General features: G+C 67.8%; 21 protein-coding genes. 9 read left to right on the top strand and 12 right to left on the bottom strand.

Features of this window, described 5'->3' with window-relative positions; translation table 11 throughout:
• Positions 1 to 172 precede the first annotated feature (172 nt).
• From ACIQCS_RS19485 to ACIQCS_RS19465, 5 genes are all read right to left on the bottom strand, one after another.
• Entirely contained in the window at positions 173 to 724 is a 552-nt protein-coding gene (locus ACIQCS_RS19485) for a hypothetical protein (protein ID WP_345848905.1), read from the bottom strand.
• Between the two features lie 160 nt (positions 725 to 884).
• A complete protein-coding gene (locus ACIQCS_RS19480; protein WP_345848904.1) occupies positions 885 to 1,538 on the bottom strand; it encodes a DUF1345 domain-containing protein in 654 nt (217 codons plus the stop codon).
• Positions 1,535 to 2,176, bottom strand: a complete 642-nt coding sequence (locus ACIQCS_RS19475) for a hypothetical protein (RefSeq protein ID WP_345848903.1) — start codon at positions 2,174 to 2,176, stop codon at positions 1,535 to 1,537. The genes ACIQCS_RS19480 and ACIQCS_RS19475 overlap by 4 nt, the downstream gene beginning before the upstream one ends.
• Positions 2,177 to 2,205: 29 nt before the next feature.
• Entirely contained in the window at positions 2,206 to 2,754 is a 549-nt protein-coding gene (ppa, locus tag ACIQCS_RS19470; protein WP_345848901.1) for an inorganic diphosphatase, read from the bottom strand.
• Between the two features lie 40 nt (positions 2,755 to 2,794).
• A complete protein-coding gene (locus ACIQCS_RS19465; RefSeq protein ID WP_345848899.1) occupies positions 2,795 to 4,687 on the bottom strand; it encodes a peptidase M61 in 1,893 nt (630 codons plus the stop codon).
• Positions 4,688 to 4,824: 137 nt separating this feature from the next.
• Between ACIQCS_RS19465 and ACIQCS_RS19460 the strand changes: the two genes are divergently transcribed.
• On the top strand, positions 4,825 to 6,126 hold the full coding sequence (locus ACIQCS_RS19460) for a DUF1295 domain-containing protein (protein WP_345848898.1): 1,302 nt from the start codon (positions 4,825 to 4,827) through the stop codon (positions 6,124 to 6,126).
• Positions 6,127 to 6,221: 95 nt separating this feature from the next.
• Here ACIQCS_RS19460 and ACIQCS_RS19455 read toward each other — a convergent pair whose 3' ends face one another.
• Positions 6,222 to 6,962, bottom strand: coding sequence for a 16S rRNA (uracil(1498)-N(3))-methyltransferase (locus tag ACIQCS_RS19455; protein ID WP_345848896.1), 741 nt, complete (start codon positions 6,960 to 6,962; stop codon positions 6,222 to 6,224).
• Positions 6,963 to 6,993: 31 nt separating this feature from the next.
• Positions 6,994 to 7,683, bottom strand: a complete 690-nt coding sequence (locus tag ACIQCS_RS19450; RefSeq protein WP_345848894.1) for an EF-hand domain-containing protein — start codon at positions 7,681 to 7,683, stop codon at positions 6,994 to 6,996.
• A 112-nt stretch (positions 7,684 to 7,795) separates the two neighbouring features.
• Here ACIQCS_RS19450 and ubiA point away from each other — a divergent pair, with 112 nt between their 5' ends.
• The 3 genes from ubiA to ACIQCS_RS19435 are packed head-to-tail and all read left to right on the top strand — an operon-like array spanning position 7,796 to position 10,863.
• Entirely contained in the window at positions 7,796 to 8,710 is a 915-nt protein-coding gene (gene ubiA, locus ACIQCS_RS19445) for a 4-hydroxybenzoate octaprenyltransferase (RefSeq protein WP_345848892.1), read from the top strand.
• 31 nt (positions 8,711 to 8,741) lie between these two features.
• Positions 8,742 to 10,088, top strand: coding sequence for a metallopeptidase TldD-related protein (locus ACIQCS_RS19440; RefSeq protein ID WP_345848891.1), 1,347 nt, complete (start codon positions 8,742 to 8,744; stop codon positions 10,086 to 10,088).
• A complete protein-coding gene (locus tag ACIQCS_RS19435; RefSeq protein ID WP_345848890.1) occupies positions 10,081 to 10,863 on the top strand; it encodes a 3'(2'),5'-bisphosphate nucleotidase CysQ in 783 nt (260 codons plus the stop codon). Before ACIQCS_RS19440 ends, ACIQCS_RS19435 begins: the two co-directional genes overlap by 8 nt.
• 194 nt (positions 10,864 to 11,057) lie before the next feature.
• Here the strand turns inward: ACIQCS_RS19435 and ACIQCS_RS19430 are convergent, their stop codons facing one another.
• The gene (locus tag ACIQCS_RS19430; protein ID WP_345848889.1) at positions 11,058 to 11,861 is read right to left on the bottom strand and encodes a class I SAM-dependent methyltransferase; all 804 of its coding nucleotides are present in this window, start codon (positions 11,859 to 11,861) and stop codon (positions 11,058 to 11,060) included.
• Between the two features lie 87 nt (positions 11,862 to 11,948).
• Here ACIQCS_RS19430 and ACIQCS_RS19425 point away from each other — a divergent pair, with 87 nt between their 5' ends.
• Together ACIQCS_RS19425 and ACIQCS_RS19420 are read left to right on the top strand one after the other, a co-directional pair.
• Positions 11,949 to 12,404, top strand: a complete 456-nt coding sequence (locus ACIQCS_RS19425; RefSeq protein WP_345848887.1) for an Rrf2 family transcriptional regulator — start codon at positions 11,949 to 11,951, stop codon at positions 12,402 to 12,404.
• A gap of 45 nt (positions 12,405 to 12,449) precedes the next feature.
• Positions 12,450 to 12,785, top strand: a complete 336-nt coding sequence (locus ACIQCS_RS19420; protein ID WP_345848885.1) for a hypothetical protein — start codon at positions 12,450 to 12,452, stop codon at positions 12,783 to 12,785.
• A 12-nt stretch (positions 12,786 to 12,797) separates the two neighbouring features.
• On the opposite strand, the gene ACIQCS_RS19415 is transcribed toward ACIQCS_RS19420, so the two are convergent.
• From ACIQCS_RS19415 to ACIQCS_RS19405, 3 genes are all read right to left on the bottom strand, one after another.
• A complete protein-coding gene (locus ACIQCS_RS19415; RefSeq protein ID WP_345848884.1) occupies positions 12,798 to 13,508 on the bottom strand; it encodes a hypothetical protein in 711 nt (236 codons plus the stop codon).
• Between the two features lie 3 nt (positions 13,509 to 13,511).
• The gene (locus tag ACIQCS_RS19410) at positions 13,512 to 14,711 is read right to left on the bottom strand and encodes a toxic anion resistance protein (protein WP_345848883.1); all 1,200 of its coding nucleotides are present in this window, start codon (positions 14,709 to 14,711) and stop codon (positions 13,512 to 13,514) included.
• Positions 14,712 to 14,822: 111 nt separating this feature from the next.
• Positions 14,823 to 15,170, bottom strand: coding sequence for a hypothetical protein (locus ACIQCS_RS19405; protein WP_345848881.1), 348 nt, complete (start codon positions 15,168 to 15,170; stop codon positions 14,823 to 14,825).
• A 140-nt stretch (positions 15,171 to 15,310) separates the two neighbouring features.
• Between ACIQCS_RS19405 and ACIQCS_RS19400 the strand changes: the two genes are divergently transcribed.
• Positions 15,311 to 17,026, top strand: coding sequence for a hypothetical protein (locus tag ACIQCS_RS19400; protein ID WP_345848880.1), 1,716 nt, complete (start codon positions 15,311 to 15,313; stop codon positions 17,024 to 17,026).
• A gap of 179 nt (positions 17,027 to 17,205) precedes the next feature.
• On the opposite strand, the gene ACIQCS_RS19395 is transcribed toward ACIQCS_RS19400, so the two are convergent.
• Positions 17,206 to 17,796, bottom strand: coding sequence for an NADPH-dependent FMN reductase (locus ACIQCS_RS19395; RefSeq protein ID WP_401531518.1), 591 nt, complete (start codon positions 17,794 to 17,796; stop codon positions 17,206 to 17,208).
• A gap of 282 nt (positions 17,797 to 18,078) precedes the next feature.
• On the opposite strand from ACIQCS_RS19395, the gene typA reads away from it, so the two are divergent.
• The gene (typA, locus tag ACIQCS_RS19390; RefSeq protein ID WP_345848876.1) at positions 18,079 to 19,920 is read left to right on the top strand and encodes a translational GTPase TypA; all 1,842 of its coding nucleotides are present in this window, start codon (positions 18,079 to 18,081) and stop codon (positions 19,918 to 19,920) included.
• Between the two features lie 95 nt (positions 19,921 to 20,015).
• Positions 20,016 to 20,426 (top strand): DUF805 domain-containing protein, encoded by a 411-nt coding sequence (locus ACIQCS_RS19385; RefSeq protein ID WP_345848874.1) that lies wholly within the window; start codon positions 20,016 to 20,018, stop codon positions 20,424 to 20,426.
• The last annotated feature ends 1 nt before the right edge of the window (position 20,427 follow it).

Below are 20,427 nucleotides of genomic sequence, written 5' to 3'. Positions count from 1 at the left end.
AACAGATGACGTGACATCCATCCCCTCCGCCAAACTCATCTACCACACATATTACGACAATAACTCAAACAGATATATAGGTTCTCAACCTAGGGCCGGGACCATATTCCGCTTCGGTCACCCCTGTTCGCCACCGTCATCCCCGCTCCGGCGGGGATGACGGGCTGGCGGGCTAGGGCAGCGTGTTCACGTTCGCCGGGGTGCAGGGATCGAGGAACTTGGGCGCCGGCCCGGGATCGCGCGCCAGCAGCACGCTTTCGCCCGAGGCGCTCTTGTAGAGCAGGTTCATCTGCGCCGTCTTGAGCGCGGTGGGATCGTCGCTCGGCAAGTTGATCACCACGCGCCCCAGCGATCCCGAGGTCGTGCCCTTGGGAACCAGCTTGGGCACGGCATTTCCCGTCAGCAGATAGGTGAACGAGGCGCCGGGCGTGCCCGGCACCGTGTTGCCCTTGGAATCGCCATTGGCGAAGAGCTTGGCCGGATCGAAGTTGAAGTCCTTCGCCCCCGAGGCTTTGTTCTCGATCGAGACGATGTCGTAGAACAGGAACATGCCCGAGCCTGCGGACGTGGTCGTATGCGGCGAGCCGGTGGGGTTGTTGTCGAACAGATAGCAGTTCGCCGGCTGGCGATAATGCAGGATCACCGTGTTCTGGCATCCGGCCAGGAATATGCTCCCGACGGATCCGATTAGTATCGCGCGAATATTGGCGTGGATTTGCAGCATAATCTGCCTCCTTCAAGAGAGGATCGGAAATCCGACTCGCGCCCGAAGGAAAGATGTTATCCGCGTTCGCAACTGTCTTGCGAAGTCGAATAAGAGACCGATTTGGATACTTGTGCCGTGGCGGATGCGCTGTCGGTCAGGGGCAGGCCAATCAGCAAACCTAGCCCCCGCCCAGCACGTTGATGCTGAAGGCGATGATGCCCAGGTTGAACACGAACGCCGCCAGGCAGTGCGCGGTCACCACGCGCCGGATGCGGCGGCTGGTGATGTTCATGTCGCTGGTCTGGAAGGTCATGCCCAGGCAGAACGCGAAATAGACGAAGTCCCAGTAATCGGGATCGGGCGTTTCCGGAAAGGTCACGCCGCCGCTGTCGCCGGCGCCTTCGGCCTTTTCCGAATAGAAGAGGTGCGCATAGTGCAGCGCATAGATCATGTTGCTGAAGGTCCAGCAGAGCGCCAGCGTGCCGATGATCAGCGCCAGCGCCCAGTCCTGCGCGCGTTCCTTCTCCATCAGCTCGCTGGCGACCGCCGCCAGGATCACCAGGCTCACCAGGCCGGTGATGATGAGCAGCAGGAAGCGGTTGCCGTCGTTGCGCTTGGCGGATTGGCGCATCCTCTCGGCTTCCTGCCGGAACAGCGGGGCGATCGCGACGAGGAAAGTGACCGCGCCAATGTCGAACCCGGTCATCAGCCCGAAGCGCAGGCCGAGCAGCGGAATGGCAAGCCAGCTGGCGGCCAGCGTGACCGCGAGGAACAGCAGGAAGCGCGGCGGCGCGACGAGGTTGCCGATGCCCCGATGGTGTCGTTTCGTCATGGTCGTCGTACCCAGCGCGGACGGATCGATCCGATGGCGGCCAGCGCGAGCAGCGCCATCCAGGCATAGCGGTGCCCCAGCATCATCGCCGGGTCGTGTGGATCGCTGAACAGGAACCAGAGCGAAGCGAGGCCGCCCCCGGCGAGCGGCAGCGCGGCGATCTTCCCGATCGGCGTTCCGCGCCAGGCGAGCGCCGCGAGCAGCAGCGAGCCGATCCCGAGCAGCGCGAATTTGGGGCGCACCGTGAAGAATAAGGCGCCGAACAGGTCGGGCGGATTCTGCCAGAGGTTGGCCAGCTGGAGGAGGATCAGCCCCTCGATCTCGTCAAGCAGCGCCCCGGCCAGCAGCACTGCGATTGCGATCCGCGACAGCCGGCGCGCGTCTCCGCCCAGTGCCCGGGCGCCGAGCGCGAGGAACGCGGCATAGGCGGGGATGAAGGCCAATGCGTCCCACCAGCTCGCGCGGATCTGCGCGGCCTGGAACGCGCCGGAACAGGAAGACGGGCCGAACAATTCGGCCAATTGGGCGGGGCTTCGCACCAGTTCGAACGCGATGATCGGCCCCGCGCCATAAGTGGGCCCGCAGGCGGGAACGAGCGGAAAGCCCGTCGACGCCGCGAGCGTCGCCAGCCCGGCCACTGCGCACAGTCGCCAGGCCAGCGCGCCGGTCAGGCGGCCTGGGCCTCCTTGGCCTTCTTCGCGGCTTCGATCGCCTCGATCACGATCTTGCGTGCCTCTTCCGCATCGCCCCACTGGCCGATGCGCACCCACTTCTCGGACTCCAGGTCCTTGTAGTGCTTGAAGAAATGCTCGATCTGCTGGAGCACGATCGAGGGCAGGTCCTGCCGCTCGCCAATGTCCGAATAATAAGGGAAGGTGCTGTCCACCGGCACGCAGATCAGCTTCTCGTCGCCGCCGGCCTCGTCCTCGAGCTTGAGCACGCCGATCGGGCGGGCGCGGACGACGCAGCCCGGCACGAAGGGCGAGCGCGCGATGACGAGCGCGTCGAGCGGATCGCCATCGGGCGAAAGCGTGTGCGGCACGAAGCCGTAATTCGCCGGGTAGCGCATCGGCGTGTGCAGGATGCGGTCGACGAACAGCGCGCCGCTCGCCTTGTCGAACTCGTACTTCACCGGCTCGCCGCCAACGGGAACCTCGATGATCACGTTGAGGCTGTTCGGCGGATCATCACCCACCGGAATCAAATCGATACGCACGCTATGCTTTCCTTAAGCTGGGCGGTTGCGCCCCAGTCCGTTATTTCGGCTGGAGGAGCTTATCCAGGCCAGCCTCTCCTTCGGTTGTTTTCTCGAGGTGCGGATAGCGCAGGCCGCCATGATAGTCGATGGCCACATCGCGATAGCGCGCGCCGCGCTTCAGGGTGAGCCGGATCGGCTCCTTCGTGCCCTTCGCCGCCTTCACGGCGTCCTTCAGCTTGTCGCCGGTATAGGCCTGGCCATTCACCGCGATGACCTCGTCGGCCAGGGTGATGCCCGCGTCGAAGGCGGGGCTGCCCCACATCACGCCCGAAATGCCCTTGGGGCCGATCGCCAGGCCCAGCGAGAAGGAAAGGTCGGTGGCGGTCTTCGGCGTCGCCTTGTTGGGATGCTCGGTATAGACCAGCTTGTAGCCGTTGCGCTCGAAGCCCTTCAGCGGCGCCCGCTCGGAAACCTGGTTCACCCGCTCGTCGAGGAATTTCTTCCAGTCCCACGGTACGACCTGGTTGAGCGTCGCCGCCACGTCGTCGAAAGTGTAGGTCAGCTCGCCATAGTCGCCGTCGCGCCCGCCGAAGAAGATGCGGGCGAAATCGTCGATCGACTTGGTGCCGCCGGATTTCTCGCGGAGGATGGAATCGGCTTCCATCCAGACCAGCAGGCCCTCGTTGTAATAATCCTCGCTGCGCTGCCAGCTCACCCAGCCCTTCGGCGCGCGCGGGCTGATGACGGGATCGTTGGTGGTATCGACCAGCGGGCGCCAGGTGCGGCCCTGGCGATTGTCGAGCGTGGCGGCGATGTTGGCATAGGCGTCGAGCGTGTCGGCCTTGCTCACCAGCCCCGAGCGCGCCTGGAAGACATAGCCCCAGAACTGGGTCTGCCCCTCATAGACCCATAGCAGCGAGCCGCGCATCGGCACCCGATAATCGGGAGTCCACAGGTCGGCGCCGCGGCGGAACTTGCCGTCCCAGCTATGGGTGTATTCGTGCGGCAGCAGGTTGCGGCTGGTCGCCTTCTCGTCCCATTTGGTGAAGAAGCCCAGGCCCGTGCCGTTTTCCGAGCTGCGGTGATGCTCCACGCCGATCCCGCCCAGCTCGTCGCTGATCGAGAACAGGAAGCGGTAATGGTCGTAATGCTCGACGCCGAAGGTCTTCACGGCCTGGTCGACCAGGTTCTTGAGCTTGTCGACCTGCTCGGGCGTGGCGGCCAGCTCCTCCGGCGTGTCGGCATAGGTCTCGACCGAGACGCGGTCGGTGAGCTTGAGCTGGCGGTAATGGCGGCCGGCGAGCACCGGCGAGTCCATCAGCACGTCGTAATTGGTCTTGTCATAGGTGTAGACGTTGCCGCTCACCTTGGCGTCCACCGCCGAGCTGGCGGTCCAGCCCTCGGGATAGGTCACCTTGGCCTGGATGGGCACGCGGCGGACGAAATAGCCGGCGGGATAGAGGCTGAGCGAGAAGAACTGCAGGCTCATCAGATTGGGCGTCATCACGATGCGGCCCTGGTCCGCCACCGTGGCCGAGACGAAGTTGAAGTCGACGTCCAGCTTCTTCACGCCGGCCGGCACGTCGATATGGAAGGCGAAGACGTCGACGGGATCGCGCTTCCACGGGATCACCTTGCCGTTGCCGCGGATCACCAGGCCGCCCAGCTTCTCGATCTCGCCGCGCGGGCCGTGCTTGCCCGGGATCCATTTCGGATAGAGCAGCACCATGTGCCCGCTCTTCGCGACGGGGATCGTCTCCTTCACGGTGAAGATGCCGCGCGCCACGTCGGTCGCGTCGATGTCGAGCGTCAGCGTGCCCGGATAGGGGATGTCGCGCGCATCGGGGATGGTGTTGGGATAGGGCGCGGTCTGTGCCGGCGCCGAATTCTGGGCAAGGGCCGGGGCGGAGACGGAAGCGAGCAGGGCGGCTGCGGCGAGCGCACGGATCATCAGGGGAGCGACCTCTCTTCTGGAAGCGACGGGTCATAAGCCCGGGCAGGCGGGCATGTAAATCTCCCTCTCCTCTCCAAGGGGGGAGAGGGAGGTGCTAACGGGACGCTAACCATTGCGCGCTAGTCGTTTCCGCCATGTATCACGATCCCCAGCTGGCCGCCGCGGCCAAGGCCGATCCGCGCCCCCGCTCGGCGGTGAGTACCGGGGTGGGCATGGCCGGGCTCGCCGGCATGGCATTGTGGACGGCGATCGCCACGCTCTACCGGCTCGACGGGCCCTATAGCGCGCTGGTCAACGTCGTCGCCTGCGCGGTGCCGATGGTGCTCTGGTCGGTGCTGGTCGACAAGGTGCATCTGAACCCCTCGACGGGCATCGACTGGTCCTCGAAGCGCACCCTGGCGGACACGCTCGATATCTCGGTCACCAAGCTCGCCGGCCTGTGGCTCACCTGGGGCGGGATCGCGCTGATCTATGCCACCTTCCCCTTCTGGTGGAGCGGGCGCACCGCCAATTTCGCCTGGTCGATCTGGTGCATCGAGATGGCGGCGCCGGCGCTGTTCCTGCTCTCCATCCCCTATGTGCTGTGGCTCGATCGCAAGCTGGTGCAGCCGCGGGACGGCGCCTGGCATCTCGGCGCCTGGCTGATGGGACTGAAGGAGCCGATCGACCATGGCGCCATCCACAACCATCTGCGCAGCTGGGCAGTGAAGGGCTTCTTCCTGGCCTTCATGCTCTCGATCGTGCCGCCCAATTTCGCCGAGTTCGTCGGCTGGAACTTCGATCGCATGTTCGAGAGCCCGGCAGTGATCGCGAACTACTGCATCGCCTTCATGTTCGTGATCGACGTGGCCTTCGCCACCGCGGGCTATATCCTGACGATGCGGCCGCTCGATTCGCACATTCGGACCGCCACGCCCTATGCGGCGGGATGGACCGCGGCGCTGATCTGCTACCCGCCCTTCGTGCTGATGAACGAGGGCGGCGTGCTCGACTATCATGCGGGCAGCGCCGACTGGACCTGGTGGTTCGCCGGCCATCCCTGGATCCTGGGCGGGCTGGGCGCGGTGCTGGTGGTGCTGACCGGCATCTATGCCTGGGCGACGATCGCGTTCGGCCTGCGCTTCTCGAACCTGACGCATCGCGGCATCCTGACCCATGGCCCCTATGCCTGGAGCCGCCATCCGGCCTATCTCTCCAAGAACCTGTTCTGGTGGCTCTCCGGCCTGCCCTTCCTCGCCACCACCGGCTGGGTGGAGGGGCTGCGCAACGCCGCGATCATGGCGGTGGTGAGCGGCATCTATTATTGGCGCGCGCGCACCGAGGAACAGCATCTGGGCACCGATCCCGCCTATCAGGAATATAGCGCCTGGATGGCCCGCAACGCGCCCGTGCCGCGGTTCTTCGGGTGGGTGGGAAGCAAGCTGCGCGCGGCCTGAGCCGATATCGTCATCCCGGCGAACGCCGGGATCTCGTGCCGTATCGCGTCTCCGCCTGGGGCCCGGCTTTCGCCGGGATGACGGGTTGGGGGAACTCACCAGTCCCCGGCCGCCCCCATCCACAGGGCAATAGCAGCCGCCGCCGCGGTCTCGGCGCGCAGGATGCGCGGGCCGAGTGAAATCCCAACCGCCCGGGGATGGGCCTTGATCGCCGCGCGCTCGGCATCGTCGAACCCGCCTTCCGGCCCGATCAGGATCGCCGCCGGCCCCGGATGCGCGCGCATCGCCTCGATCGCCGGCACGCCGCCCGCTTCGTCCGCGAAGAACAGCGTGCGTTCCTCGGGCCAATCGCGGAGCAACGCCGGCAGCTTCACCAGTTCGTCCAATAGCGGCAGCGCGGTGCGGCCGCATTGCTCGGCCGCCTCGATCATGTGCGTGCGCAGCCGCTCGAGATTGAGCTTGTCGACCACGCTGCGCCGCGTCAGCACCGGCACCAGCCGGTCCACTCCCAGTTCGCAGGCCTTCTCCGCGATCCAGTCGATCCGCCCCTTCTTGATCGGCGCGGCGCACAGCCACAGATCGGGCACGGCCTCGCGCTCGCGCAGCCGGTCGGTGACTTCGAGGATCAGGTCGCGCTTGCCGATCTGCTGCGCCACGCCGGCCCATTCGCCGGTGCGATCGTCGAACAGCTTGATCGCCGCGCCGAGCTTTATCCGCATCACCGAGATCAGATAATGGGCCTGCGCTCCGTCGATCCTGATCTCGCCAGGAGAGAGCGTGGCCTCGACGAACAGGCGCGGGGCGGACTGGGGCGGCCAGGCGGGCGTAGCGGGCATGGGCCCGCTCTAAAGTCCGCGCGCTATCGCGTCACTCCCCCAGGCCGCCGCCCGGGGTCATGCCGCCCATGCCGCCACCGCCGCCGCCGCCGAAGCCGCCGCCGCGCCGGCCGCCGCCATGCCTGCCCATGCCGCCGCGGCCGCCGCCGCGCTTGCCCTGCCTGAAGCTGGGCGGCGAGAGCTTGGGCAGCTCGGATTTCTCCAGCTTGCCGTCGCCATTCTTGTCGAGCATCGCGAAGCGCTTGTCGGCGGCGATGCGGAATTCGCGCGCGTCCACGCCGCGATCGAAATTGGTGTCGGCGACGATCACCGGCTCGGGATAGCTGAAATAGCTGAAGCGCGCCGCGCCCTGCGGCACATAGACGGGCTTCTTCTCCGGCGCGTCCGAATCGCCGGTGCTGGGCGGGGCTTCCTCCGGCCCGGCATTGCCGACGCTGATCATCGGCGCGATCTGCGTCTCGTATATCTCGATCTCGTCCGGATCGATCTCGCCGTCCTTGTTCCGGTCGAGCGTCGCGAAGAAGCGCGCCGCATCGGCTTCCATCTCCTCCACGGTGAGCACGCCGTCATGGTTGGTGTCGGCCTGGTCGAACCAGATATTGGGCGCGTCATGCCCGCGAAACGGCTCCCCCATCGGGCTGATGAAGAAACTCGGCGGATCGTCGGCCAGGGCAGGCGTGGCGATCGTGGCGAGCGTCAGGCTGGCGAGGAGGAGGCGCATCGGATTTTCCAGCGTGCAATGATCACACCGTGCCCCTGTACGCCGATTGTAGCAGGATTATGCCAGATTGTTGCGGGCTTGATCTTTGCGGCGCCTGCGCGGAGGACGGGCCATGGCCGAAGCGCAGCAGATCGTTCCCGATACCGAGCATCGCGGGCTGGTGGGCCTGCTTCCCGCCGGCTGGCGGCCCTATGCGCTGCTTGCCCGGTTCGACCGGCCGATCGGCTGGTGGCTGCTCTTCTGGCCCGGCGCCTGGGCAGTCGCGCTCTCGGGCGGCGCCGTCCGGCAATGGGGCCTGATCCTCTGGCTGCTGCTCGGCAGCATCGCGATGCGTGGCGCCGGCTGCGTCTATAACGACATCGTCGATCGCGACCTGGACCGGCAGGTGGCGCGGACGCGCAGCCGCCCGGTGGCGAGCGGCGCGGTATCGGTGAAGGCGGCAGCGGCATGGCTCGCCGCGCTCTGCCTGGTCGGGCTGCTCGTCTGGTTCCAGCTCCACTGGCCGGCCCGGCTGGTCGCGCTCGCCAGCATCGCACCGGTCGCCGCCTATCCTTTCATGAAGCGGATCACCTGGTGGCCCCAGGCCTGGCTCGGTCTTGTCTTCTCCTGGGCCGCGCTGGTCGGCTGGGTCGAGATCGGCAGCCAGCCGCTGGTGCCGCTGGCGCTGCTCTATGCCGGCTGCATCGCCTGGGTGATCGGCTATGACACGATCTATGCGGTGCAGGACATCGAGGACGATGCGCTGGTCGGGGTGCGTTCCTCGGCACGCGCGATGGGCAGCCATGTCCGCGGCGGCGTCTCGCTCTGCTACCTTGCCGCGCTCGGCTGCTGGAGCGCGGCGATCTGGCAGCTGCGGCCCGATCCGCTTGCCCTGGCGGCGCTGCTGCCCATGGCGCTCCATCTGGCCTGGCAGGTCGCGACGCTCGATCCGCGCGACGGCGCCAGCGCGCTCGCCCGCTTCCGCGCGAACCGCAATGCCGGCCTCCTGATGTTCGCCGCCTGCCTCGTCGTGGGCCAGACGCTTTGACGTTGCGCCCGCGCATACCTAAGTCGGCGCGATGCTGACCATCTCCGAAGCCTGTGAACGCGCCGCCGATGCCGTTGCACGGGCGCGCGCCGCGGGCGCCGACGCCGCCGATGCCGTGTTCGCCGCCGACAGTTCGCAATCGGTCTCGGTGCGGATGGGCGCGCTGGAGGATGTCGAGCGCTCGGAGAGCGAGGAGCTCGGCCTGCGCGTCTTCATCGGGCATCGCTCGGCCAGCGTCTCCACTTCCGATCTCAGCCCCGCCGCGATGGACATGCTCGTCGAGCGCGTCGTCGCCATGGCCCGCGAGGCGCCCGAGGACAAATGGGCGGGCCTGGCGCCGGGGGACCGGCTGCTCCGCGGCAGCCCGCCGATGCTCGACCTGGATGACGGCGCCCGCGTCGATCCGCCCAGCCTCAAGGAGCGTGCCCGCCGGGCCGAGGAAGCGGCGCGCGCCGTGCCGGGCGTCACCAACAGCGAAGGCGCCAGTGCGGGCGCCTCGCGCTCGGTGATGACGCTGGCGACCAGCCATGGCTTTGCCGGCGGCTATGCCCAGACCAGCCACGGTCTCTCGGCCAGCGTGCTTGCCGGCGCGGGCGGCGGCATGGAGCGTGACTATGCACATCATTCCGCCCGGCACGCCGCGCTGCTCGAGGCGCCCGAGGCGATCGGCCGGCTGGCCGGCGAGCGCGCGGTCGCCCGGCTCGATCCGGCCAGGATCCCCAGCGGCACGATGCCCGTGGTGTTCGACCGCCGTGTCTCGGCGGGGCTGATCGGCCATTTCCTCGGCGCGATCGGCGGCGCCGCGATCACCCGCAAGACCAGCTTCCTGCTCGACCGGCTGGGCCAGCAGGTCTTTGCCCCGGGCGTGACGATCTGCGACGATCCCCATCGCCCGCGCGGCCTGCGCTCGCGCCCTTTCGACGGCGAGGGCCTGCCCGTCCAGCCGGTGAAGCTGGTCGATGCCGGCATGCTGGAGACCTGGCTGCTCGACAGCGCCTCGGCCCGCCAGCTGGGCCTGGAGCCCACCGGCCATGCCGCGCGCGGCATCGGCGGCGCGCCGGGCGTCGCGCCCTCCAACCTCTATATGGAGGCCGGCCATATCCCCGCCGAGACGCTGGTCGGCGAGATCGACCATGGCATCCTCGTCACCGAGCTGATCGGCCAGGGCGTCAACGGCGTGACCGGCGACTATAGCCGCGGCGCCGCCGGCTTCCTGATCGAGAAGGGCGAGATCACCCGCCCCGTCTCGGAGATCACCATCGCGGGCAATCTGAAGGACATGTTCCTCGCGCTCACGCCGGCCAGCGACCTCGAGTTCCGCTACGGGATCAACGCGCCGACCATTCGCATCGACGGGATGACCATCGCCGGTGCCTGAGGCCGGCCTCGCCTCCCGGGTCGCGGCGATCGCCGCCGAGGCGGGCCGCCTCGCCATGGCGCGCTGGGAGACGGAGTTCCGGCGCTGGGAGAAAGTGCCCGGCAGCCCGGTCTGCGACGTCGACCTGGAAGTCGACGCGCTGCTGCGCCAGCGGCTGGGCGCGCTGCTGCCCGATGCCGGCTGGCTTTCCGAGGAGACGGCGGACGATCGCGCCCGCCTCTCGGCACGGCGCGTCTGGGTGGTCGATCCCATCGACGGCACCCGCGACTATCTGCGCCACCGCTCGGGCTGGGCCGTCTCGGTCGCGCTGGTCGAGGACGGCGCGCCGGTGATCGGCGTGCTCGACGCGCCGGCGCGGGGCGAGCGCTGGACGGCGGAGGCCGGCAAGGGGGCATGGCGGGACGGCGAGCGGCTCCGAGTCGCCGCGCGCGACCGGCTCGCGGGATCGCGCGTCCCGGCCGACCAGCTGCCCAAGGTCGACAGCGACCTGGTCATGGTCGCCAAGCCCAATTCCATCGCGCTGCGCATCGCGATGGTCGCGGCGGGCGAGGCCGATCTGCTCGCCACGATCCGCTGGGGCAATGAATGGGACGTCGCCGCCGCCGTCCTCATCGCGCGCGAGGCGGGGGCGGCGATCACCGATGCGCTGGGCCGCTCGCTTGCCTTCAACACGCCGAGCGGCCAGGCGTTCGGCGTGCTCGCCAGCGCGCCGGGCATCCATGCCGCGGCGGTGGAGCGGCTCGCCGATCGCGCCCGGGACGTGCTGGGGGGCTGACTGCCGCTGCCCAACAGCGGGGATGGCGGTCGAAGGAATATGAGGCCCCAGCCTAGGTTGAGAACCCAAACAAGTATCTGATATTTCACCGTCATCCCGGCCTTGAGCCGGGATCCCGCTTCTTCCTGTGCTGGCGAGATAGCGGGACCCCGGCTCAAGGCCGGGGTGACGAAGGAAGAATATGAGTCCTCAACCTAGCGTTCCGCCACCGCGATCAGCGCGGTCGAGGGGATGGGCAGGATCGTGCGCTCCCCGGCCATCCGGCGCACCTCGGCGATCACTGCCGCCTGCTGGTCAGTGTCGAGCGCCACCCAGTCGGGGCTCATCCCGAACAGCTTCTCCGGCGTGTCGAGCTGGCCGATGTCGAGCGCGAAGTCGTGCGTCACGCTGTCGATCCGCGGCGCGCCGAATCCCGCATCGGCCATCGCCGCCGACAGCCATTCGGGATCGCCCAGCGCCACCGCGCCTTCGGGCAGCCTGGTCCCGCCGTCCAGCTTCGGGAACAGCCGCCGGCGGATCTGGGAGAGCAGCAGGAAAGTCGCCGCGCCTTCGCTGCGCCAGGTGGCAAGCACGCCCAGGCCGCCGGGCCGGGTGACGCGGGCCATCTCGGCCAGTCCCTTGCGCCAGTCGGGGAACAGGATGACGCCGAATATCGAGAAGCTGGCGTCGAACCCCGCGTCGGGCAGGTCGAGCGCCTGCCCGTCCATCACCTTCGCCTCGACATTGGCGGGCGCCGCCGCCGCGATCCGCGCGACCATGCCGGGCGAGAAATCGGTCGCCAGCACCTGCGCGCCCGTCCGTGCCGCGGCCAGCGCCAGCGCGCCGGCCCCCGCCGCCACGTCGAGCACGCGCATGTCCGGCGTCAGCGTCACCCGCGCCAGTGCCTCCTCGGCGAATCGCGACGTGAAGGGGTGGGCGGTGCGCTCGTAATGGGCCGCGGTCTCGTCCCAGTGCGCGGCATTCTCATGCTTCTTCGTCAGCGGTGCATTCTCGGGCATTGGCTCTCTTTCGCGAATCATGTAACAACATAAGTATCGTGAAATCGCCCGCTTGCCAATCCGGTTTGCCGGCCCGAGGAACGTTCGATGCGAAAGGATAGCCGCCTCTCCCGGATGCTCCATGTGCTGCTCCACATGGCGCGGCATGACGGGCCGATGACGTCGGAGCACATCGCCCGCATGCTCCAGACCAATCCGGTGGTGGTGCGCCGGACGATGGCCGGGCTGCGCGACGCCGGCTATGTCCGCTCGGATAAGGGGCATGGCGGCGGCTGGGCGATCGCCGCCGACCTGGAGAAGGTCTCGCTGCTCGACGTGCACCGCGCGGTGGGCGGCCCGACGCTGTTCGCGATCGGCAGCGAGCAGGAGAATCCGGCCTGCGCGGTGGAGCAGGCAGTCAATGCGGCGCTGGAAGAGGCGCTGCGCGAGGCGGAGGCGCTGTTGATCGCGCGGCTGGGCGCGGTGAGCCTGGCCGAACTCGCCCGCAGCTTCGATGCGCGCTGCGTGGCGGGCGGGTGGCCGCATCCAGGCGAGGGTGCGTAGGAGCACAGGTAGAAGGCGGCGCCAACCAGCGCTAGGTTCGCGGCCATGAGCGTGAACGACTATGATCCGGAGCTGGAGGAATTGCAGCGTCGGGCGACTGGGCGCTTGCTCTTGTCCGAGAGCTTCGATGCTGCCGCCTTCGTAGCTCTTCGAGAGCATATCTGCGGCAAGGCCGAAGCGCTGAGAAGCGAATATTTCATCTCAAAGCAGATGCTGAGATGCCTCCGCGAAGCGGCAAGCGCCATCCGCAGTCGAGCGGAATATGTTCAGGGCGCCCGTGAGAATCTGCATGTTGCGAATGATTTCGAGATGCTGCTCGACCTGCTGATCGCAGGCGAAGGCTGCCGCGACCGGCAGTCCGGCGTTCCACGCATCATCTAGCGTGACGAATGCCTACCCCTCGTCGCCCTGATACTTGATCTGCAGGAACCGCCCCCGCGTCGCCAGCGCGTCGAGGTCGCCCTGGGCCAGCTGCGAGGTCATCTCGGCGATCTCGTCGTCGATCAGCTGCAGGCCCTGGGCCAGCTGCTGGTCCGGCGTCAGGCCGTTGCGCTCCACCCGGCGCAGCGGCTCGGGCACGCGGCTGTATCCCTTCACCAGCTCGGGCAGCTGCTCGCCGATCAGCTTGCGCACTTCCACCGCCGCCGGGCTGTGCTCGTCGAGCGCGGCGAGCTGGGGGGTCAGCGTCTCCAGCTTCACGCCGATCGAATCGACCAGCCCGCGCACCGGCGAGGGCAGGGCCGGGCGCTGCGTCTCGAGCCAGCGCTCGGTGCTGCGCGGCAGCGCCTTGAGCGGGATCTCGGCCAGCTTCTCGACATTCACCGGTGCGCTCGTCGGCATCACCGCGAAGAGCAGGGTGGCCGCGACCAGCATCATCGCCACCAGCATCGCGCCCATCATGCCGAGCGGCGCTACCGCCAGCCCGAAGACGATCGCGCCGGCCAGGATCAGCCCGTCCGCCGCCGCGATCCGCCCGATCCGGCGGACCACTTCGGTTTCCCGGTGCTGGCGGTTGCGGCCGGACACGGCCAGGTCGGTACGGGCGCGCACGCGATCGAGCGTGCCTCCGATCCTGCTCAGTTCGCGATCGACATCGGTGGGCACGGCCTACATCGCCTCCAGCTTGAACGTCTCCGCCCCGCCCGCGACCTGGTTCTGCGCCGCGCCCTCGGCCCGCGCGATATAGCCCTTCGACTTCTCGACTTCGTTCGACAGCGTGTTGACCGTGGTCTTCATGCTGTCGAGCGCCTTGAGCTTGAACGTGTCGATCGCGTCCATGGTGTCGTAGATGTTCTGGAAGGCGCGCTGCAGCGTCTCGACGGGGATCGTCGAGTTCGCCGCCTGCTCGTGGATCGCGGCCGACTGGCTCTTGAGCAGCGCGCCGGTGGAATCGATCAGCCCCGCGGTGGTGCTGTTCAGCGCGGTGATCTGGTCGAGCACCAGTTTCTGGTTGGTCAGCGCCTGCGCCACCGTCACCGCGGTGCGCAGCGCCGAGACAGTGGTGGTCGAGGCGCGGTCGACGCCCTTCACCAGCTCGACATTGTTCTTCTTGACCAGGTCGAGCGCCAGATAGCCCTGCACCGTCACTGCCATCTGGGTGAGCAGGTCCTGGGTGCGCTGGCGGACATAGAAGAGCGCGGTCTCGCGCAGCGCCTTGGCCTTGGCGGGGTCGCTATGGTCCAGCTCGTTGGCCTTGTCCTCGATCTTCGCGTCCATCGCCTTGGACAGGTAGATCATCTGCTCCAGCCGGCCCATCGCGGCCCACAGGTTGGTCCGCTCGGTATCGATCGCGGCATTGTCCATCAGCAACTCGTCCTTGCCGTTGGACAGGCTCTTGAGGATGCCGTTGATGTGCGTCTGCGACGATTGGTACTTGCGGAAATATTGCTGCATCCCGCCGCCGAACAGCTTCGACAGGAAGCCCTGGCTCCCGCCGATCAGCTTGCCGTTCTGGCTGGGATCCAGCTCCTCCACCTTCTTGCGCAGGGCGAGCAGGTCGGCGCCGACGCCGTCATTGCCCATCGCCTTGACCGGGCGATCGAGGAAGCGGTTGGACTGGCCCGCCGCGTCGCGGATCTCCTTCTGCCCCATCGCCGCGATCGCATCGACGCGCTTGCCGAACTCGGGCGAGTTCACGTCCTGCGCGACGAGATCGTCGATGAAACTGTCGACCCGCGCCTCCAGCTCGGTCTTCTTGCCGTCGTCCACCGGCACCAGCCCCGCCGCCTTTTCGGGCGCGACGACCTTCACCGGCTCGGGCGGAGTGAGCACCAGATCCTGTTCGGCCACCGCAGTCTCGCTCGCCATTCCCACGTCTCCAAACTGTCCGGCCCCCAGCATAGGATCATCCGGACGGCAAACCAACTGTGTGATTTATGTAATACACCAGCGCGCCCGCGCCAAGGGCCAAGGCCCGGCTCAGCGGCTTTCGCTCTTCACCAGGCTCGAGCGATAGATCTGCTCGCCATTGCGCAGCACGGTGAGCTGGCAGCCATTTTGCGGCTCGCTCTCGCCCGCGCAGAAGCGCGCGCCCTCGGCCGCGCCGCTGGCGGCGGTGGCGGTCGCGCCCTTGGCGGCGGAGAGGCGCACCGGCTCGCCCGATCCGGCCACCAGCACATGGCAGGTGCCGCTGCTCGAATCGCGGCAGGTGAGCAGCAGCTTGCCGGTGGCGAAATCGGCATCGAGCACCAGGCTGATATTGCGCTTCTCGGTCTTGCCCGAACAGCCCGCGAGCAGCACCAGCGCCAGCAGCACACCCTTGTTCATCGCGATCTCCTTCGCCGCCAGCATAGCGCGGTTTCGCGCCCGAAATAGCCGCCACGAAGATCGCGGCGCGGCCTGCCGTTCATCCGCCGGTCAGGCTTTGCGGCGATACATCGGCGGCGGGCACGGAAAAGGGGATCTTCATGCACCATTGGCTGCGCGTCGCGGCACTGCCTGTCCTGCTCGCGCTCGGCGCGGCGGCGCCGGCGCCCGATCCCGCGATCGCCTATGAGCTCGCGCCGGTGCTGCAGGACGGCGCGATCGTCGCGCTCGACGTCACGATCCGCCTGCGCGCCGACAAGTCGGGCACCACCACGCTCGACTGGGCCGAAAGCTGGGCGGGCGAGGACAAGCTCGGCCAATGGGCGCGCGACATCCGCGTCCGGGGCGGCACCGCCGCCGCCCCGGCGCCGCATGGCGGGCGCATCGTCCGCTCCGCCCCGGGTGCGCCGCTGGTCATGCGCTACCGGATCGTCTCGGCCTATGACGCGGATCCCAGCGTGGCGAACAGCGAGCAGGCGCGCCCGGTCGTGCGGCCCGGCTGGTTCTATTCGGTCGGCGAGATCCTCTACGCCCGCCCCCTCGGCCGCGACGATGCGCCCGCCCGCTTCGCCTGGAAGGGCCCGGCCGGCATCGGCTTCGCCTCGGATACCGAGCACCCGACCGGCCTGGGCGGCCATCCCCGCACCGTGGGCGACATCCTCGAGAGCATCGCCATCGGCGGGCGCGACCTCTCCGTCACCACGCTCATGGTGAAGAGCGCGCCTGTCCGCGTCGCACATGTCGGCCGGTTCGGCTTCGACGTCCCGGCGTTCGACCGGCTGGCCGGCCAGGTGGTGGCGATCGAGCGCGACTTCTGGCGCGACGCCGATGCCGGCCCCTTCCTGATCACGGCGATCCCGCTGGCGTCCGTGCCCGGGCGGCTCAGCTATGGCGGTACCGGCCGCAGCGACGCCTTCGCCACCTGGATCGACCGCGACGCGCCGCTCTCGGGCCTCGGCTGGCTGCTCGCGCACGAATATTTCCACAGCTGGAACGCGCGCCAGCTCGGCCGCTTTCCCGAAAGGGCGGAGGCCGAAGCCTATTGGCTGAGCGAGGGCTTCACCGATTTCTACGCGCGCCGGCTGATGCTGCGTGCCGGCCTGTGGACGCCGGAGAAGTTCGCCGCCGACTGGAACGAGATGCTGCGCGCCTATGCCGCCTCGTCCTTCCGCACCATCGGCAATGCCGAGGCCGCCGCCAGGTTCTGGACCGGCGGGCAGCAGGCGGAGAAGATCCCCTATCAGCGCGGATCGATGCTGGCGGCGCTGTGGGACCGGCAGCTCCAGGCGCGGGGGCTGGGCGATCTCGACACGGTGCTGCGCGCCCAGCGCGACCGCACGCGCGCGGCCAAGGCGCCGCCGCAGCTCACCGATGCGTTCGTGGCGGAGATCGGGCGCGCCGGGCTGGATGTGGGCCCCGACATTGCGCGCTATCTGACGCGGGGCGAACCGCTGCTCCTGCCCGAGGACGCGTTCGGCGCCTGTGCCCGGCTGGTCACCGCCGATCTGCCGGTGTTCGAGCGCGGCTGGGACAATGCCGCCACGCAAAAGGCCGGCAATGTCCTCACCGGTGTCGATCCCGCTTCCAACGCCTATGCCGCCGGGCTGCGCGACGGGATGAAGATCCTGCGGCGTACCGCCGGCGAGCCGGGCAATTCGGCGGTGGATTTCGTGGTGGAAGTGCAGGACGGCGCGGCGAAGCGCAGCGTCACCTTCCGCCCCGCCGGCAGGGAGACGCTGCGCACCCAGCAGATCGTCCTCGATCCCGCGCGCTTCGCCGCCGAGCCGGAGAAGTGCAAGGCGGCGCTGGCGGGGTGATCGGGTAAGGGTGCCGAACGCCTGAATGTCGATTCGCTCAGGTTGAGGACCCATATTCTTCCTTCGTCACCCCGGCCTTGCGCCGGGGTTCCGCTGTCTCGCCAGCACAGGAAGCAGCGGGATCCCGGCGCAAGGCCGGGGTGACGACAGAAAATCAAATACTTGTTTGGGCTCTCGACCTAGGCTTCCCGCGCCGCCTTCAGCGCCCTGCCCCACCAGGCGAGCTCGTCGAACAGATGGTTCAGCCGCGCGCCCTCGCGTTCGTCGGCGCGGAACCGGTCGCCGTCGCGCCGCGCCCATACGCCCTGCAGGTGGAGCGCGCCCTCCAGCGGCGCCATCTGCAGCTCGCGCGAGACCATGGTGAGCTGCTCCACCGAGCGCGCGCCGCCCATGCCGCCATAGGCGACAAAGGCCACCGGCTTGCGGTTCCATTCGGCATAGACGGTGTCGAGCGCGTTCTTGAGCACCGCGGGGATACCGTGATTATATTCGGGCGCGATCAGGATGAAGCCGTCCGCGCTCGCCACCTTCCCGCCCCAGGCGATCTGCTTGGCGTCGGCATAGTCGCCCGCCGCGGGCGGCTTGGGGTGGTGGTAGAAGGGCAGGTCCCATTGCTTCAGGTCGATCAGCTCGCAGTCCAGGTCATCGCGATCCGCATCCGCCGCGCCCATCACCCAGTTGCCGATCGGCTCGGCCATCCGCCCCTCGCGGACGGACCCGAGGATGACGAGGATCTTCAGCGGCTCGGCCATGGTCTTTCCTTCATGCATGTCGCGCTGTCCTACACGGCGCCTTTGTGGTTGAGGATGGCCGATGCGCATGCCTGCTCCAACCACCCATTTGGCGGCCCCTTGCGGCGATTGCCACCCGCGCGCGCCCGGGCAGCGGCGCCGCGCGCGATGGGGTAGGGACCTTTGCGACCTTCCGCCGCCTGTCCGCGCGGGAGTGTCAACGGAGTCAATGTTTTCGTCCGGCCGGCTCCCGAATCACCGGGCTTCCCGCAACGCACAAATTGCTGTACGGGCGCGCCAACTTCTTTCCAGGAAAGCAACATGAACCTCCGCAACGTGGCGATCATCGCCCACGTCGACCACGGCAAGACCACGCTCGTCGACCAGCTCTTCCGCCAGTCCGGCACTTTCCGCGACAACCAGCGCGTCGAAGAGCGCGCGATGGATTCGAACGACCTCGAAAAGGAGCGCGGCATCACCATCCTGGCGAAGCCGACCTCGGTCGAGTGGGCGCCCCCGGGCGGCGGCGACCCCGTCCGCATCAACATCGTCGATACGCCCGGCCACGCCGATTTCGGCGGCGAGGTGGAGCGCATCCTCTCGATGGTCGACGGCGTGATCCTGCTGGTCGATTCGTCGGAAGGCGCGATGCCGCAGACCAAGTTCGTCACCGGCAAGGCGCTGAAGCTCGGCCTGCGCCCGATCGTGGTCGTCAACAAGATCGACCGTTCGGACGCGCGGGTGCAGGAAGTGCTCGACGAAGTGTTCGACCTGTTCGTCACGCTCGAGGCCAATGACGAGCAGCTCGATTTCCCGGTGCTCTACGCCTCGGGCCGCAACGGCTATGCCTCGGACGACGCCGATGCGCGCGAAGGCACGCTGCAGCCGCTGTTCGAGAAGATCGTCGAGCATGTGCCGCCGCCCGCGCTCGACCAGGACGCGCCGTTCAGCTTCCTGGTGACGCTGCTCGACCGCGACAATTTCCTCGGCCGCATCCTCACCGGCCGCGTCCAGTCGGGCACGGTCAAGCTCAACCAGCCGATCCATGCGCTCGACATGGACGGCAAGGTGATCGAGACCGGCCGCGCCTCGAAGATCATGACCTTCCAGGGCCTGGAGCGCGTGCCGACCGACGAAGCGCGCGCCGGCGACATCATCTCGCTGGCCGGCCTGACGGTCGCCACCGTGTCGAACACCATCGCCGACACCACCGTGTCGACGCCGATCCAGGCGCAGCCGATCGATCCGCCGACGCTGTCGATGCGCTTCGCCGTGAACGATTCGCCGATGGCGGGCCGTGAAGGCTCGAAGGTCACCAGCCGCATGATCCGCGATCGGCTCGAGCGCGAAGCCGAGTCGAACGTCGCGATCAAGGTCACCGAGAGCGAGGACAAGGACTCGTTCGAAGTCGCCGGCCGCGGCGAGCTTCAGCTCGGCGTGCTGATCGAGACGATGCGCCGCGAGGGCTTCGAGCTCGGCATCAGCCGTCCGCGCGTGCTGTTCGGCGAGGACGAGAGCGGCAAGAAGACCGAGCCGTACGAGACTGTCGTGATCGACGTGGACGATGAATTCTCGGGCACGGTCGTCGACAAGATGAACCAGCGCAAGGCCGAGATGACCGACATGCGCCCCTCGGGCGGCGGCAAGACCCGCATCACCTTCAGCGCCCCCAGCCGGGGTCTCATCGGCTATCATGGCGAGTTCCTGTCGGACACGCGCGGCACCGGCATCATGAACCGGCTGTTCGAGAAATACGGCCCCCACAAGGGCAATATCGAAGGCCGCAAGAACGGCGTGCTGATCTCGAACGGCAATGGCGAGGCGCAGAGCTACGCCCTGGGTCCGCTCGAGGAGCGCGGCATCCTGTTCGTCGGCCATGGTGAAGCCCTGTACGAGGGCATGATCGTCGGCGAGAACGCCAAGACGGAAGACCTCGAGGTCAATCCGATGAAGGCGAAGCAGCTCACCAACTTCCGCGCCTCGGGCGGCAAGGACGATGCCGTCCGCCTCACCCCGCCGAAGAAGATGACGCTGGAGCAGGCGATCGCCTATATCGACGACGACGAGATGGTCGAGGTCACGCCGACCAAGATCCGCCTGCGCAAGCGCCACCTCGATCCGCACGAGCGCAAGCGCGCCAGCCGGGCGAAGCACGCCGCCTAAGGCCTTTCCTACAGATAGCGAACTGTGTTTAGCTCCGCCCGGTCCTGGTGATCGGGCGGAGTTTTCATGCCGGCATCATCAGTTGGGGGGCTATGATGGATTTGCTGCTTCGGCCGTGGAGACTCTATACGGATTCTGCTGGCCGTTCGCGCCGCGCAGAATTCTGGCTGTTCTATCTCGTGAAATACGGCCCGCTGCTGCTGCTTGGGCTCGTCCTGTCGGCCACAACTCCGGATGGTGCGAGCGAGTCCGATTATACCGGCACGGTCGGGGTCATTCTGCTCGTCTGGCTGCTGGCGACGTTCATGCCGTCGATCACGTTGCTTGCGCGCCGGCTGCATGATTTCGATGCCAGCGGCAAATGGACGCTGACCACCTTCATCCCCTATCTCGGTTTCCTCGCGGTGATCGTCATCGGCCTGATTCCGGGCACGAAGGGCGAGAATGAAAAGGGCGAGGACCCGCGCGCGCCGGACGCGGACGCAATGGCCGAAGTCTTCGAGTGAT

The organism is Sphingomonas sp. NPDC092440 (assembly GCF_044754985.1).
Classification (GTDB): Bacteria; Pseudomonadota; Alphaproteobacteria; order Sphingomonadales; family Sphingomonadaceae; genus Sphingomonas.
The sequence above is the reverse complement of the archived record's forward strand: the minus strand, read 5'-3'. Positions and strand labels throughout refer to the sequence as shown.